We start from the raw sequence: 15,011 nt of genomic DNA on the forward strand, positions 1-15,011 counted from the left end.
CAGACCGTTTGGTTCTAAGCTTGTAACTCAGTGACCGAACAGGCCTGTGTCGGACTTCTTGGCTTTCTTGTCGGCGCGTTTTTCATCGGCGGTTTTTGCCGGCTTCTTCTTCGCGGCTTTCTTTGAATCCATACCTTTGGCCATGATGCATGCTCAACTGAAGGGGATGTAACAGTGGGTATACCACCTATTGCCGGGCAGAAGGCGCTTATAATCCCCGACCCTTGATATTGCTCGCCTGAAGACCATGCCCGAACTGCACCTCGAACCGCTGGCAGCGCCGCTGTGGCCGCTGCTCAACAAGTTTTACCGTAGCCACGACTCGTCGATGAAAGCCATTAAAGGCGGGCGTTTATGGGTGGCGCGCGACAGCGAGATCGTGGCCGGGTTGTGCCTGAGCCCGGTGCTGGGCGGGCAGTGGCTGACGGGGGTGTTTGTGGACCCCGCGTATCGCGGCAACGGGTTGGCGGCGCGCCTGATTCTGCAGGCTGTGGCCGAAGTGGAAGGCACAGTGTGGCTGCTGTGCCATCCGGATCTAGAAGGTCTGTACCGGCGTATGGGCTTCACTCAGGACACGGTGCTGCCACAATCGCTCAGCGAGCGGCTGGTGCGCTACAAACGCAATAAACCAATGATCGCCATGGGGCTTATAACCAAGGGTGAGGTGCACCTCGGATAATGTGTGATCGCCCGGTAGAGGGCCCATGCTAGCCTCGACGGCACAGTGGCCCCTTACAGGATGATCATGAAAACGACGCTTGCAGCTCTGTCCCTCACCGCCCTCCTCGTTCCAACGCTCAGCCAGGCAGCCGACGCACCGATTACCGCCGCGCAGTACACCAGCGTGCTTGCCGGCAGCTGGCGCGACCCGGCCAACAGCGCGCGCGACGTTTATCGCCATCCGCAGCAAACGTTGGAATTCTTCGGCCTGGGCGCCAAGCAGACGGTGATCGAAATCACCCCGGGCGGCGGCTGGTACAGCGAGGTCCTGGCGCCGTTGCTCAAGGACCATGGGCATTACGTCGCCGCCGTGCAGGCTGCGAGCAGCAGTGCTTACGCCGCGACGTCCGAACAGAACCTGAAAAAGAAATTCGCCGCCGACCCTGCGCGTTATGCCAAGGCCGAGGTTGTCGAATTCGATCCCAAGGCGCCGGTGTTCGGCAAGCCTGCGTCGGCCGATGCGGTACTGACCTTTCGCAATGTGCATAACTGGGTTGACGCGGGCACCGCGCCGGCCACCTTCAGCGCGTTCTACACGGTGCTCAAGCCCGGTGGGGTGCTGGGCGTGGAAGATCATCGCGCCAAGGATGGGGCGGATCTGGAAGCGATCAAGGACAGTGGTTACCTGACCACCGCGCAGGTGGTGAAGCTGGCAACGGACGCCGGGTTCAAGCTGGCGGGACAGAGTGAGGTGAATGCCAACCCGAAGGACACCAAGGATTACCCCGGTGGCGTATGGACCTTGCCGCCGGCATTGAAGTTGGGTGAGCAGGACAAGGCCAAGTATGTGGCGATTGGTGAGTCGGATCGGATGACGTTGCGGTTTGTGAAACCGGCCAAATAACCCGCTTTGAAATGCAATGCACATGTGGGAGCGGGCTTGCTCGCGAATGTGGAGTATCAGTCACAGGATAAGTCACTGATACACCGCTTTCGCGAGCAAGCCCGCTCCCACATTTGGATCTCATTGGGCTTGAACGCTATTCGTCAGCGTTCGGGTCCATGTCTGGAAACATCACTTCGATAAACCCGAACTTGCTGAAGTCGGTAATCCGCGAGGGGTACAACCGGCCGATCAGGTGATCGCATTCATGCTGCACCACGCGCGCATGGAAACCCTCGGCGATGCGCGTGATCGGCTCGCCTTTGGGGTCGAAACCCTCGTAGCGAATCTGCTGATAACGGTCTACCGCGCCACGCAGGCCGGGCACGGACAGGCAGCCTTCATAGCCCTCTTCCACCACCGGGCTGAGCGGTGTGATCAACGGGTTGATCAGGATGGTCTGCGGCACCGGCGGCGCATCCGGGTATCGCTCGCTGGCTTCGAAACCAAAGATCACCAGTTGCAGATCGACGCCGATCTGCGGTGCGGCCAGGCCAACGCCGCCGACGTGTTCCATGGTCTGGAACATGTCGTCAATCAACTGCCAAAGCTCGGGGCTGTCGAACATTTCCGGCGTAACCGGCGGTGCAATACGCAGCAGGCGCTCATCGCCCATTTTCAGGATTTCACGGATCATCGATCAGGCTCAATGGGTGTGGGCTTGGAGTGGTCCCGGCCTAGGCCTGAGACGTGCTGTTTTGCATCCGTGTCAGAAACTTCTTCGGCGGGTTCATCGAACTCCTTTTCTCCCGGGTCCTTGCCTTCAGCCGACATGTGTTCGATCACGGCATTCATCTCCGCGCCCAGCAACAGCACCGCGGCGGAAATATAGAAGTACAGAAGCAGGACGATGATCGCACCGATACTGCCATACATGGCGTTGTAGTCGGCGAAGGTTTTGACGTAATAGCCAAAGCCCAGGGAAGCAACGATCCACACCACTACGGCGAGCACCGAGCCGGGCGTGATGAAGCGGAATTTCTGCTCCACATCGGGCATCACGTAATACATGAGGGCCACGGCAAACATCAGCAGAATCACAATCAGCGGCCAGCGCAGGATGGTCCACAAAGTCACCACGAATTCCTGCATGCCGATCTGCCCGGCGAGCCACTCCATCACCTGCGGGCCAAGCACCATCAAGGCGGCGGCGGCGAGCAGCATGCCGGCGATGCCGACGGTGTAGAACACCGAGAGCGGGAAGCGCTTCCAGATCGGACGGCCTTCGACCACATCGTAGGCAGCGTTCATCGCGCTCATCATCAGCCGTACACCGGCGGAGGCAGTCCACAGGGCGATCACGATACCAACGGAGAGCAAGCCACCTTTGGACTGCTGCAACTGGTCGATCACCGGGTTGACCTGCTCCAGCGCCTGGGGCGGCAGCACCAGTTCCGATTGCATGCGCAGCCAGGTGAAGAAGTCCGGCAGATGCAGGAAACCAATCAGGGCGATAAGGAACAGCAGGAAGGGAAACAATGAGAACAGCATCTGGTAGGCCAGTGCCGAGGCATAGGTGGGCATTTCGTCATCGACGAATTCCTTGACGGTGCGCACCAGCACCTTATGCAGGGGTAAACCTTGTAATACCGGAAAAATCATAGCGTCTCCTTTCGCCGCAAAAGGGTGAGGTCGTGGGCGACTCAGGGGCCGTTTTCTACATCAAAAGTAGCCTACTTGGCGACTTTGAAACAATTACCAGATTTTAGTTGCAGCATCTGACATAAAAACGGCCATCCGTGGATGGCCGTCGGGCTGCACGCATACAGCCAACGATTCAGACTTACTTGGTGGCTTTTTTTACCGCGTCTTTGGTATCGCCCACCGCTTTCTGCACTTCGCCTTTCTTTTCCTGAACCACGCCTTCGGCGCGCAGCTTGTCGTTGCCAGTCACTTTGCCAACACCTTGCTTGACGTTGCCGACGGCTTCGTTAGCCAAACCTTTTGCCTTATCCGATGTGCTGCTCATGGTATTTCTCCTGGAACAATCGAGGTTTTTGGTCATTACGTAGAGATTGACCCGAGGCTGTTCGGCAGAGTTTCAATTATTTTTCGACGGGCATTTCATCGCCGCTTGCAGGTTTGGCTTTATGTTTTGCAGCCAACCCACGAGAATGCCCCGCACATTCAGGCTATAACGCTGAATAACAGATCCCGTAGGAAGGTTATGAAACTCAATAAAGCACAGGCTATCGCCCGCAGAAACCAGGAACTGGGCGGTGCCGTACTCGGCCTCAACAACTGCCACTTCACCGACCTGGACCGCAAACGCAACATCTGGTGGTTCGACCTGCCGGTGGGCCGTATTGCCGTGGGCCAATACGAGTGGATTCACTTGTTGATGCACAACGCCGAGTCCGACCAGTTGCTGCACCTGAAGGTGCCGACAGCATTTTTGCGTGAAAAACTTGAAGGGCTGGTAGTGCGCAATGCAGGCAAGCGCAGCCCGGAGATCACGCTGGAGCTGAGCGCGGACAAGGATTCGTTCCTCACCGATGTGCGCCCGGCAGGTGCGGGTGTGAGCTTCGCGCAGTTTGCGGTGTAAAAACGCAGATCAAACATGTGGCAGCGGGCTTGCTCGCGAACACGGGGTGTCAGTCGCCGGATGTGTTACTGACTCGCCACTTTCGCGAGCAAGCCCGCTCCCGCATCTGGATTGCATTCCAATCCAGGCATAAAAAAACCCCGCAATTGCGGGGTTTTTTATTGGGTTACTTTTTCAGGCCCAGCTTCTTCAGTTCTTCATCACGCAATTCACGCCGCAGGATTTTGCCCACGTTGGTGGTCGGCAACGCATCACGGAACTCAACGGCCTTGGGCACCTTGTAGCCGGTGACGTTGGCGCGCATGTGCTCCATCACCTGATCTTTGGTCAGGGTGGCACCGGGCTTGACCACGATGAAGATCTTGATGTGCTCCCCGGATTTTTCATCCGGCACGCCGATGGCCGCGCACTGCAGCACGCCGGGCAGGGTTGCCAGCACGTCTTCCAATTCGTTGGGGTAGACGTTGAAGCCGGAGACCAGAATCATGTCTTTCTTGCGGTCGACGATGCGCATGTAGCCGTCAGGCTGGATGATCGCGATGTCACCGGTCTTCAACCAGCCTTCGCTGTCGAGGATTTCGGCGGTGGCATCTTCGCGCTGCCAGTAGCCCTTCATCACTTGCGGGCCCTTGACGCACAGTTCGCCGATTTCACCGAGAGCCAGCTCGACGCCGTCATCGGTGATGACTTTGCACACAGTCGAAGGCACCGGAATGCCGATGGTGCCGATCTGGATGTTCTGGATCGGATTGACCGTGGCCACCGGGCTGGTTTCGGTCATGCCGTAGCCTTCGCAGATGTTGCAACCGGTCACGTCCTTCCAACGCTCGGCCGCGGCCAGTTGCAGGGCCATGCCGCCGGACAGGGTGACTTTCAGCGCAGAGAAGTCCAGCTTGCGAAAGCCTTCGTTGTTGCACAGCGCCACGAACAACGTGTTGAGGCCGACAAAGCCGCTGAACTTCCACTTCGACAGTTCCTTGACCATCGCCGGCAAGTCGCGCGGGTTGCTGATCAGGATGTTGTGGTTGCCGATCAGCATCATCGCCATGCAATGAAAGGTGAAGGCATAGATGTGGTACAGCGGCAGCGGCGTGATCAGGATTTCGCAACCTTCATTAAGGTTGGAGCCCATCAGCGCCTTGCATTGCAGCATGTTGGCGACCAGGTTGCGGTGGGTGAGCATCGCGCCCTTGGCCACGCCGGTGGTGCCGCCGGTGTATTGCAGCACGGCAACATCGCTGCTGGCCGGGCTGGCATCATTGACCGCCTGGCCGTGCCCCTTGGCCAGCACGTCGTTGAACTTGATCGCCTTGGGCAAGTGATAGGCCGGGACCATTTTCTTCACGTACTTGATGACGCTGTTGATCAGCAAGCGCTTGAACGGCGACAACAGGTCGGCGACTTCAGTGACGATCACGTGTTTGACGGCAGTCTTGGGCACGACTTTTTCAGCCAGGTGCGCCATGTTCGCCAGGCAGACCAGGGCCTTGGCCCCGGAGTCATTAAATTGGTGTTCCATTTCCCGCGCGGTATACAGCGGGTTGGTGTTGACCACGATCAGGCCGGCACGGATGGCGCCGAACACGGCAACCGGGTATTGCAGGACGTTGGGCAGTTGCACGGCGATGCGATCGCCAGGCTTCAAGTCGGTATGTTGTTGCAGGTAAGCGGCGAAAGCACCGGACAATTCGTACAGTTCACCGTAGGTGATTGTTTTGCCCAGGTTGCTGAAAGCCGGCTTGTCGGCGAAGCGCTGGCAGGACTGCTTCAGTACCGCCTGAATATTTGGATACTCGTCTGGATTGATGTCTGCAGCAATCCCGGCGGGGTACTTATCCTTCCAAAAGTCTTCGTTCATGGAAGCCCACTCCTCAGCGACGCGAATTCATCATCGCATTTGATGCGATTATTATTGGTGTATGTTTTTTTAAGGTGAGTCTGGCGCTTTCAAGCAGGCCGAGAAGTCACAAAGCGCGCCGAGAGTAGCAGCTTTGCCAAGGGCCGCCTAGAGCCAAAAGGGGCCCCTACGGTCATAAACATGACTGTCCTACAATATTTGGTCACACTTTAAGCAGCGATCAAATATCCCAGCAAAAGGCTCTGGAATAGGGTTTTCAGGGCAATAAAGAATCTATGTGTAAGGGGGCTTGCCCCCGATAGCGGTGTATCAGCCAACACATCTGCTGACTGATACACCGCCATCGGGGGCAAGCCCCCTCCCACATTTTGAGTGGCTTTCAATCATGGTCAGGCGATGTCGCGAAGCTCCCTGCGCAAAATTTTGCCCACCGGCGTCATCGGCAGCGAGTCGCGCAACACAATATGCTTGGGCACTTTGTACCCGGTGAAATTGGTCTTGCAGTACGCCTTCAGCTCTTCAAGGCTCACGCCTTGGGTACGCGCCACCACAAATAGCTTCACCGCCTCCCCGGTGCGGTCATCCGGCACGCCGATGACCGCGCAGTTGGCCACCGCCGGGTGGGCCATCACCACGTCTTCGATCTCGTTGGGGTAAACGTTGAAGCCCGAAACGATGATCAGGTCTTTCTTGCGATCAACAATGCTTACGAAGCCATCGTTGTCGATCACCGCAATGTCACCCGTCTTGAGCCAACCGTCGGCGTCCAGCGCCTCGGCGGTAGCGGCCGGCTGCTGCCAGTACCCCTTCATCACCTGCGGGCCCTTGATGCACAGTTCGCCGCGCTCACCCAATGGCAGCTCGTGCCCGTCATCGTCGATCACCTTCATCGCCGTACCCGGCACCGGAATCCCCACTGTGCCCAGGCGCGATTGGCTGCCGTACGGGTTGGTACTGGCCACGGGTGAGGTTTCAGTCAGGCCGTAGCCTTCGCCGATGGAACACCCGGTCACCGCCTTCCAGCGCTCGGCCGTGGCCTTGATCAGGGCGGTGCCGCCGGAGTTGGTGATCTTGAGGTGGGAGAAATCCAGGGTCTTGAAGTCGGGGTGGTCCATCAGTGCCACAAACAGGGTGTTGAGCCCCAGCAGGCAGGAGAACCGCCACTTTTTCAGCTCCTTGATGAACCCGCCAATGTCGCGCGGGTTGGTGATCAGCACGTTGTGGTTGCCGGTCACCATCATGCACATGCAGTTCGCCGTGAAGGCATAGATGTGGTACAGCGGCAGCGGCGCGATCATCACCTCCTGCCCTTCCTTTACCAGCGGCTGGCCATCGTCGGTGACCTGGGACATGCACGCCCGGGCCTGCTGCATATTTGCCACCAGGTTGCCGTGGGTGAGCATCGCGCCCTTGGCCAGGCCAGTGGTACCGCCGGTGTATTGCAGCACGGCGATGTCATCCAGCGTGACCGGATGCCGGATCAACCCCTGCCCCGCGCCCATGCGCAACGCGCGTTTGAACGATACCGCCCGAGGCAGGTGGTAGGCCGGGACCATTTTCTTGACTTTGTCGACCACGGTATTGATCAACCAGCCCTTGGCGGCGGGCATGAAGTCGCCCATTTTGGCTTCGATCAGGTAATCGATCTCGGTGTCGGCGCACACCTCCTGCACCCTCGCACCGAACAGGTTGAGGTACACCAGCGCACGCACGCCGGCATCCTTGAACTGATGACGCATCTCGCGCGGGGTGTACAACGGGTTGGTGTTGACCACGATCAGCCCGGCACGCAGTGCTCCGAATACGGCAATCGGGTAATGCAGCACGTTGGGCAACTGCACCGCGATACGCTCGCCCGGCTTGAGGTCGGTGTGTTGCTGCAGGTAACCGGCGAACGCAGCACTCTGGCGCTCAAGCTCGGCGTAGGTCAGGGTGATGCCCATGTTGCTGAACGCCGGACGGTCGGCAAAGGCCTTGCAGGAACGTTCGAAGACTTCGATCACCGACTTGTACGTGGTGAGGTCGATGTCATTGGGAACGCCCGCGGCGCGTTTGTCATTCCAGAAATCAGGTTGCATTATTCTTGTCCTCTTACCTGAGTGTGTCCGACCGCTGCAGCGATAAAAACGTGCTGCTATAAAAAGCGGAGCTTTGGGGACGTTAGCAGCTATGGCCAAACAGGCAAATACAGGAAAGAGCGTCATTAATTGCGTGAATCTTCCTACAAGGGCCTGCACTGATCAGACGCAAGCCCGAGGATGAGCTATACACTGCAACGACCCTGAGCAAAGGAAGCGCCATGAACCACAGCACCTTCTGGCTGACCGCGAATGACCGCAGCCGCCTGTACGTCAATCAATGGCTGCCGGAAGGCGAGACCCGGGCAGTCGTCATGCTGTCCCACGGCATGGCCGAGCACAGTGGTCGATATGCACGCCTGGCCCAAGCCCTGTGCGGTGCCGGTTACGGTCTGTATGCGCTGGACCAGCGCGGTCATGGCCGCACCGCCGATGAAGGCACGCTGGGGTTGTACGCCGAAAAGGACGGCTGGAACAAAGTGGTGGGCGACCTGGCCAGCCTCAACCAGCACATCGGCCAGCAGCATCCGGGGCTGCCCATTATCCTGCTGGGCCACAGCATGGGCAGCTACATCGCCCAGGCCTACCTGCTGCACCACAGCGCCAGCCTGACTGGCGCGATTCTGAGCGGGTCGAATTTCCAACCGATTGCGCTGTACCGCGCGGCGGCGGTGATTGCTCGTATCGAACGGGCACGCCAGGGCTTGCGCGGGCGCAGTGCGTTGATCGAGTTCCTGTCGTTCGGCTCGTTCAATAAAGCCTTCAAGCCCAACCGAACGGCGTTTGATTGGCTCAGTCGCGACCCGGTCGAGGTCGACCAGTACATCACCGACCCGCTGTGCGGTTTTCGCTGCACCAACCAGTTGTGGATCGACCTGCTGGGCGGCTTGCAGCAAATCAGCAAAGCGTCCAATCTCGCGCAGATCGACCCGGGCCTGCCGATCCTGGTGATGGGCGGCGAATGTGATCCGGTGAGTGAAGGCAAGCGTCTCAAAAGCCTGGCCCATGCGTTGCGTAAGGCCGGCTGCCAGCACCTGCAATTGAATATCTACCCGCAGGCGCGTCATGAAGTGTTCAATGAAACCAACCGTGATGACGTCACAGCGGATGTACTGGCGTGGTTGCAACAGGCTCTGACCTTGCGCAGGCCGACCCGCCGCGAATAAATTTTCGTTTAAAATCAAACGCTTAAAATCATACTGTTTAATTACCGATTAGCCACAGGATGCACCCCGAGATGACGCAGGTTACCAACACCCCGTACGAAGCCCTCGAAGTCGGCCAGACCGCCAGCTACAGCAAGACCGTCGAAGAGCGCGATATCCAGTTGTTTGCCGCGATGTCCGGCGACCACAACCCGGTGCACCTGGATGCCGAGTACGCCAAGGCGACCATGTTCAAGGAGCGTATCGCCCACGGCATGTTCAGCGGCGCCTTGATCAGCGCGGCCGTTGCCTGCGAACTGCCCGGGCCGGGCACTATCTACATCGGCCAGCAGATGAGCTTCCAGAAGCCAGTGAAAATCGGCGACACCTTGACCGTGCGTCTGGAAATCCTCGAGAAGCTGCCCAAGTTTCGCGTGCGCATCGCCACTCGCGTGTTCAACCAGCGCGATGAGCTGGTAGTGGACGGTGAGGCGGAAATCCTGGCACCCCGCAAGCAGCAGGTGGTGACGTTGACCGAACTGCCGCCGATCAGCATCGGCTGATGCCTGGGTGTAAAAATTGCCCATAAAAAAAGCCCCGCATCAGCGGGGCTTTTTCTAATCAGGAGCGACTCAAGACTGAGCGCGAGCCTGGTTACGCAGAGCTTTCACCTGGTCGTGGTTACGTTGGGCGCCATGGAACTGACGCTCAACCAGGTCACGAATACCCAGCAGGTTGTGCTTGTTGATCTTCTCGATCGCTTCTTTGTAAGCCTTCAGTGCGTGGTCTTCACCACGCTCGGCTTCGTTCAACACGGCTTCTTCATCTTTGCCGGTGACCAGCGATTTCACGTCGACCCAACCACGGTGCAGTGCGCCGGCAACCGAACCGGATTTTTCCGGATCGCCACCCAGGGCTTTCACAGCGGTTTGCAGCTCGGCAGCAGCGCTGGCGCAGTCGGCGGCACGCTTCTGGAAGAGCGCTTTGAGCTCTGGGTGCTTGATGTCTTCAGCACAAGTTGCGAAGCCTTTCTGGCCGTCTTTGCTGGTCTCGATCAGGTCGTTGAGTACAGAGATCGATTCTTTGTTGATGTCAGTCATTTTTCAATTCCTTGTGCGGGTTAAGAAACGTGTATTAATGATTGCAGCGCCCGTGCCAAGTTTTTAAAAACAACTTTTCCCTTATTTTTCAACTAGATAAAAATTATTGAACCATCTGTATGCGAGTTATTTGCATGATCTGTCATTTGGCCTTCATGCAGAATGCCTGTATTTTCCAAGGTCTCGACTTAAACGCCTGATGCCATGAACCCCGAAAAACTCGAATTGCTGATCACCCGCGAAATGCCCTTCGGCAAATACAAGGGGCGGATCATCGCCGACTTGCCCGGCCCCTACCTGAACTGGTTTGCCCGCGAGGGATTTCCTCACGGCGAGTTGGGCGGCTTGCTGGCATTGATGCAGGAAATTGACCACAACGGCCTGTCCGAACTATTGGAACCGCTGCGCGTAAAGCACGGCAAACCTGCCCCCCGCCACTGAGAGTCTCGCCATGCCAAGGAATGCAGATAACGAACGTCATTGGCAGGCCATTGCCCAGCGCTATGAGCTGGAACCTGGCCCGATCAATCTGGAAAACGGCTACTTCGGGCGTATGAGCCGCGCGGTACGGGCGCAGTACCTGGAGCACGTCGCGTTTATCAACCGCAGCAACTCGCTGTATGTGCGCCAGCGCTTTGAGCAGGGTGAAAACGTCGAGGTGCGCCGCCAACTGGCCGGGCTGATCGACGCCGACCCGGAGTCGATTGCCTTCACCCGCAATGCCACTGAGGCGTTGCAGTCACTGATCCGCAACTACAACAACCTGCAACCGGGCGACCAAGTGCTGATCAGCGACCTGGAGTACGACACGGTCAAAGGCGCGATGCGCTGGCTGGCGGGCTATCGCGGTGTGGAGGTGATCGAGTTATCCCACGCCCACCCGGCCAGTTTCGACAGCCTGGTACAGACTTATCGCACCGCGTTTGTGCAGTACCCGCGCCTCAAGTTGATGGCCCTGACCCATGTGACCCACCGCACCGGCCTGGTAATGCCCGTCGAGGCGATTGCCAACGCCGCACGTGAGCACGGCGTGGATGTGATCCTTGATGGCGCCCATGCCCTGGGCCAGATCGAATTCAACCTCGCCCAACTGGGCATCCAGTTTGCCGGCTTCAATCTGCACAAATGGATCGGCGCGCCGCTGACCCTGGGCTTTCTGTACATCGCCCCGGAGCGCCTGGCCGCTATCGACCCGGACATGGGCGAGTTTCATTACCCGCCCACCGATGTTCGCGCGCGTACGCCCTACAGCACACCGAATTTCCCGGCACTGATGACCTTGCCGCTGGTGCTGGAAGAGCACCGGGCATTGGGTGGCTCGTCAGCCAAGGGCGCACGGGTCAATTATCTGCGGAATCTGTGGGTGAACCAGGTGCGTCAGTTGCCGGGCATCGAGGTGCTGACGCCGGATGACCCACGGCTGTATTGCGGGATCACGGCGTTCAAGTTCACCGGGCGTGATCAGCAGGTGATGGCGGATCGGTTGCTCAAGGACTACGACCTGTTTACCACCACCCGTGTCGGCGCGGCCTTTGGCAGCTGCATTCGGGTGACGCCGGGGTTGGTGACCTCGGCGGCGGACATCGATGTCTTGGTCAAAGCAATAACCGAGCTAAGCGCGGACTGAAATGTGGGAGCGGGCTTGCGCGCGAATATGCTGTGTCAGTCGACGAATAGGCCAACTGAACCAGCGCATTCGCGCGCAAGCCCGCTCTCACATTGATCGGCGTTGAATTTGAGGTTTTCTACAGGCAAAAAAAAGCGGCACACCGACCAAGTGCGCCGCAAAAATGCCGTTAAGCACAGCAACAACGATTCGGTAAATCAGCTCAATCCAGCAGCGCCAGCGCCTGTGCGGTGACTTCCTGGATGCGGGCCCAGTCGCCGTTCTTGATCCATTCCGGATCAAGCATCCAGCTACCGCCCACGCACATCACGTTTTTCAACGCCATGTAGTTTTTGATGTTGGCCGGGCCAACGCCGCCGGTAGGGCAGAACTTCACTTCGCCGAACGGCCCACCCAGCGCCTTGATCGCAGCAACGCCGCCGCTCACTTCAGCCGGGAACAGTTTGAAGCGACGGTAACCCAGGCCATAGCCCTCCATGATGCCGGAGGCGTTGCTGATGCCTGGCAGCAACGGGATCGGGCTGTGCACCGAGGCTTCCAGCAGGTCACGCGTAATGCCTGGCGTGACGATAAACTGCGAGCCCGCCACTTCGGCGGCTTCAAGCATGTGGCGGTCGAGTACGGTGCCGGCACCGGTGCACAATTCCGGGCGTTGCTCGCGCAGCACTTGAATTGCCTTGAGGCCAAACTCGGAACGCAAGGTCACTTCCAATGCGGTCAAACCGCCGGCTGCCAGGGCATCGGCCAGCGGCAGGATGTCCTGTTCACGGGCGATGGTGATCACCGGCAGGATCCGCGCCTTGGCGCAGAGGCTGTCGATCAAGGCAACTTTATCCGCCATGGACACGGTCGGTTGAGGGCTTTTCATAGCGGCTGATCCTTGGCTCATGGGCACCAGTAAATCTCTAAAGTAGGTTGCAAAAACGCGCGAATCGGCATGGCAGCAACGTCGTCACTGGCCAGCGCGGCGCTCAAGGTGGTCAATTTCGCGCTGCCGGAAATCGACAGCACGGTGTAGTGGGCCGTGGCCAGCAACGCACGACTCATGGTCAGGCGCTGGTGCGGCACGGTCGGCGCGAGCATCGGCCAGCAACGGCGGGTACCGTCGGGCTTCAGTGCTTCAGCCAGGTTCGGGCTGTTGGGGAACAGCGACGCGGTGTGGCCGTCATCGCCCATGCCGAGTACCAGCACGTCGATGGCGGGCAACTCTGCCAACTGGCGATCGGCCAGTTCGGCGGCGTCTTCAAGCGTGGCTGCAACGTGATACAGGCTGAGGAACTTGGCCTTGGCCGCCGGACCTTGCAGCAAGTATTTTTTCAGCAGGCCGGCGTTGCTGTCGGCGTGTTCCACCGGCACCCAACGTTCGTCGGCCAACGTGATGGTGACCTTGGACCAGTCCAGGCCCTGTTTGGCCAGGTTCTGGAAAAACGCCACGGGGCTGCGGCCGCCGGACACCACCAGGGTCGCCTCGCCACGGGCACTGATGGCCGCGCGCAGTTGCTCGGCCACGTCATTGGCCAGGCCATCGGCCAGCAATACGGGCGTGCGGTACTCATGAGCAGTTACGCCCTGAGGCAGTTTCAATTCAGATATCGCCATACCATGACCTCCCATCCCGCGTGATCAGTGCAATTGAGCTCATCGGCCCCCAGGAACCCGCCGCGTACGGCTTGGGCGCATCACCGGATTTTTTCCACCCGGCGATCAACTGGTCACACCATTTCCACGCGGCTTCGATTTCATCTTTGCGAACAAACAGGTTCTGATTGCCGCGCATCACTTCCAGCAACAACCGCTCGTAGGCATCCGGAATACGGGTGCTGCGATAGGTGTCGGAAAAATTCAGTTGCAGCGGGCCACTGCGCAGTTGCATGCCCTTGTCCAGGCCTTGCTCCTTGGTCATCACACGCAAGGAAATACCTTCGTCCGGCTGCAGGCGAATGATCAGTTTGTTGCTGATCTGCAGGCGCTGCTCGGGGGCGAAGATGTAGTGGGACGGTTCCTTGAAGTGGATGACGATCTGCGACAGCTTTTGCGGCATGCGCTTGCCGGTACGCAGGTAGAACGGCACCCCGGCCCAGCGCCAGTTACGGATATCGGCACGCAGGGCGACAAAGGTTTCGGTGTCGCTCTGGGTGTTGGAATTCTCTTCTTCCAGGTAACCCGGCACTGGCTTGCCGGCACTGTAGCCGGCGATGTACTGGCCGCGCACCACTTGGGTGGTCAGGCCTTCCGGGCTGATCGGCGCCAGCGCCTTGAGCACCTTGACCTTCTCGTCACGGATGCTGTCGGCGGACAGGTCGGCCGGCGGGTCCATGGCGATCAGGCAAAGCAGTTGCAGCAGGTGGTTCTGGATCATGTCGCGCAGCTGGCCGGCCTTGTCGAAGTAACCCCAGCGGCCTTCGATACCGACCTGCTCGGCCACAGTGATTTCCACGTGGGAAATGTAGTGCTGGTTCCACTGGGTTTCGAACAGGCTGTTGGCAAAACGCAACGCGATCAGGTTTTGGACCGTCTCTTTGCCCAAGTAGTGGTCGATACGGTAGGTGCGGTTTTCCGGGAAAAACTGCGCCACGGCGTCGTTGACCTTGCGCGAGGACTCCAGGTCCGAACCGATGGGTTTTTCCAGCACGACGCGGGTGTTTTCCGCCAGGCCGACCTTGGCCAGGTTTTCGCAGATCGCCCCGTAAACAGCCGCAGGAGTGGCGAAATAGGCGATCAGGCGTTGGTCACTGCCGACCTTCTCGGCCAGGCCGACGTAATCGTCGGCTTTCATGAAATCGACATGCACATAGGCCAGGCGCGCGAGGAAGCGTGTGGCCACGGCTTCATCGAGTTCCTTGCCGACGTACTTACGCAGTTCTTTCTCGATGTGGGCCATGTGCTGCTGTTCGGAGCCGGCCTCACGGGCCAGGGCCAGAATGCGCGTGTCGTCGTGCAGGAGGCCTGCGCCATCGAGTTGATAGAGAGCAGGAAATAACTTGCGCAGCGCCAGATCACCCAACGCGCCAAACAGGGCAAAGGTGCAGGGTTCTACGGTTATCGAAGGCATGAT

At 58.8% G+C, this 15,011-nt stretch carries 16 protein-coding genes; 7 read left to right on the forward strand and 9 right to left on the reverse strand.

Going from position 1 to position 15,011, the window contains the following annotated elements:
* The first annotated feature begins 247 nt into the window (after positions 1 to 247).
* Together AACW30_RS14470 and AACW30_RS14475 are read left to right on the forward strand one after the other, a co-directional pair.
* Positions 248 to 679 carry a GNAT family N-acetyltransferase gene (locus AACW30_RS14470; RefSeq protein WP_106578456.1) on the forward strand — a complete coding sequence of 144 codons (432 nt, stop codon included), beginning with the start codon at positions 248 to 250 and terminating at the stop codon, positions 677 to 679.
* Between the two features lie 66 nt (positions 680 to 745).
* Positions 746 to 1,564, forward strand: a complete 819-nt coding sequence (locus AACW30_RS14475; protein WP_200622949.1) for a class I SAM-dependent methyltransferase — start codon at positions 746 to 748, stop codon at positions 1,562 to 1,564.
* Positions 1,565 to 1,700: 136 nt separating this feature from the next.
* On the opposite strand, the gene def is transcribed toward AACW30_RS14475, so the two are convergent.
* The 3 genes from def to AACW30_RS14490 all read right to left on the reverse strand — a co-directional run bounded on the left by def (position 1,701) and on the right by AACW30_RS14490 (position 3,572).
* Positions 1,701 to 2,240: a peptide deformylase gene (gene def / locus AACW30_RS14480; RefSeq protein ID WP_200622951.1), complete on the reverse strand. Its 540-nt coding sequence runs from the start codon at positions 2,238 to 2,240 to the stop codon at positions 1,701 to 1,703.
* Positions 2,237 to 3,205 (reverse strand): YihY/virulence factor BrkB family protein, encoded by a 969-nt coding sequence (locus AACW30_RS14485; protein WP_106578453.1) that lies wholly within the window; start codon positions 3,203 to 3,205, stop codon positions 2,237 to 2,239. The genes def and AACW30_RS14485 overlap by 4 nt, the downstream gene beginning before the upstream one ends.
* Before the next feature lie 181 nt (positions 3,206 to 3,386).
* The gene (locus tag AACW30_RS14490) at positions 3,387 to 3,572 is read right to left on the reverse strand and encodes a CsbD family protein (protein WP_076015848.1); all 186 of its coding nucleotides are present in this window, start codon (positions 3,570 to 3,572) and stop codon (positions 3,387 to 3,389) included.
* 198 nt (positions 3,573 to 3,770) lie between these two features.
* Between AACW30_RS14490 and AACW30_RS14495 the strand changes: the two genes are divergently transcribed.
* Complete coding sequence (locus AACW30_RS14495; RefSeq protein ID WP_106578452.1) at positions 3,771 to 4,148, forward strand: hypothetical protein; 378 nt, start codon at positions 3,771 to 3,773, stop codon at positions 4,146 to 4,148.
* Positions 4,149 to 4,314: 166 nt separating this feature from the next.
* Here AACW30_RS14495 and fadD1 read toward each other — a convergent pair whose 3' ends face one another.
* The gene (gene fadD1 / locus AACW30_RS14500; protein WP_145159507.1) at positions 4,315 to 6,006 is read right to left on the reverse strand and encodes a long-chain-fatty-acid--CoA ligase FadD1; all 1,692 of its coding nucleotides are present in this window, start codon (positions 6,004 to 6,006) and stop codon (positions 4,315 to 4,317) included.
* Positions 6,007 to 6,395: 389 nt separating this feature from the next.
* A complete protein-coding gene (gene fadD2, locus AACW30_RS14505) occupies positions 6,396 to 8,084 on the reverse strand; it encodes a long-chain-fatty-acid--CoA ligase FadD2 (RefSeq protein ID WP_119741486.1) in 1,689 nt (562 codons plus the stop codon).
* Positions 8,085 to 8,305: 221 nt separating this feature from the next.
* Here fadD2 and AACW30_RS14510 point away from each other — a divergent pair, with 221 nt between their 5' ends.
* Positions 8,306 to 9,250: an alpha/beta hydrolase gene (locus tag AACW30_RS14510; RefSeq protein ID WP_200622952.1), complete on the forward strand. Its 945-nt coding sequence runs from the start codon at positions 8,306 to 8,308 to the stop codon at positions 9,248 to 9,250.
* Positions 9,251 to 9,321: 71 nt separating this feature from the next.
* The gene (locus tag AACW30_RS14515; protein ID WP_003175719.1) at positions 9,322 to 9,792 is read left to right on the forward strand and encodes a MaoC family dehydratase; all 471 of its coding nucleotides are present in this window, start codon (positions 9,322 to 9,324) and stop codon (positions 9,790 to 9,792) included.
* A gap of 69 nt (positions 9,793 to 9,861) precedes the next feature.
* Here AACW30_RS14515 and AACW30_RS14520 read toward each other — a convergent pair whose 3' ends face one another.
* Positions 9,862 to 10,329: a ferritin-like domain-containing protein gene (locus tag AACW30_RS14520; RefSeq protein ID WP_106578448.1), complete on the reverse strand. Its 468-nt coding sequence runs from the start codon at positions 10,327 to 10,329 to the stop codon at positions 9,862 to 9,864.
* Between the two features lie 204 nt (positions 10,330 to 10,533).
* Between AACW30_RS14520 and AACW30_RS14525 the strand changes: the two genes are divergently transcribed.
* Positions 10,534 to 10,770, forward strand: coding sequence for a DUF3820 family protein (locus tag AACW30_RS14525; protein ID WP_017139191.1), 237 nt, complete (start codon positions 10,534 to 10,536; stop codon positions 10,768 to 10,770).
* 10 nt (positions 10,771 to 10,780) lie between these two features.
* Positions 10,781 to 11,956 carry an aminotransferase class V-fold PLP-dependent enzyme gene (locus tag AACW30_RS14530; protein WP_200622953.1) on the forward strand — a complete coding sequence of 392 codons (1,176 nt, stop codon included), beginning with the start codon at positions 10,781 to 10,783 and terminating at the stop codon, positions 11,954 to 11,956.
* A gap of 202 nt (positions 11,957 to 12,158) precedes the next feature.
* On the opposite strand, the gene AACW30_RS14535 is transcribed toward AACW30_RS14530, so the two are convergent.
* From AACW30_RS14535 to zwf, 3 genes are read right to left on the reverse strand one after another with little or no spacing between them, the layout of a single operon-like run.
* Positions 12,159 to 12,824, reverse strand: a complete 666-nt coding sequence (locus tag AACW30_RS14535) for a bifunctional 4-hydroxy-2-oxoglutarate aldolase/2-dehydro-3-deoxy-phosphogluconate aldolase (protein WP_106578446.1) — start codon at positions 12,822 to 12,824, stop codon at positions 12,159 to 12,161.
* A gap of 17 nt (positions 12,825 to 12,841) precedes the next feature.
* Entirely contained in the window at positions 12,842 to 13,555 is a 714-nt protein-coding gene (pgl, locus tag AACW30_RS14540; RefSeq protein WP_200622959.1) for a 6-phosphogluconolactonase, read from the reverse strand.
* A complete protein-coding gene (gene zwf, locus AACW30_RS14545; protein ID WP_106578444.1) occupies positions 13,542 to 15,008 on the reverse strand; it encodes a glucose-6-phosphate dehydrogenase in 1,467 nt (488 codons plus the stop codon). The genes pgl and zwf overlap by 14 nt, the downstream gene beginning before the upstream one ends.
* Positions 15,009 to 15,011 lie beyond the last annotated feature (3 nt).

The organism is Pseudomonas sp. MF6747, assembly GCF_963890955.1.
Classification (GTDB): domain Bacteria; phylum Pseudomonadota; class Gammaproteobacteria; order Pseudomonadales; family Pseudomonadaceae; genus Aquipseudomonas.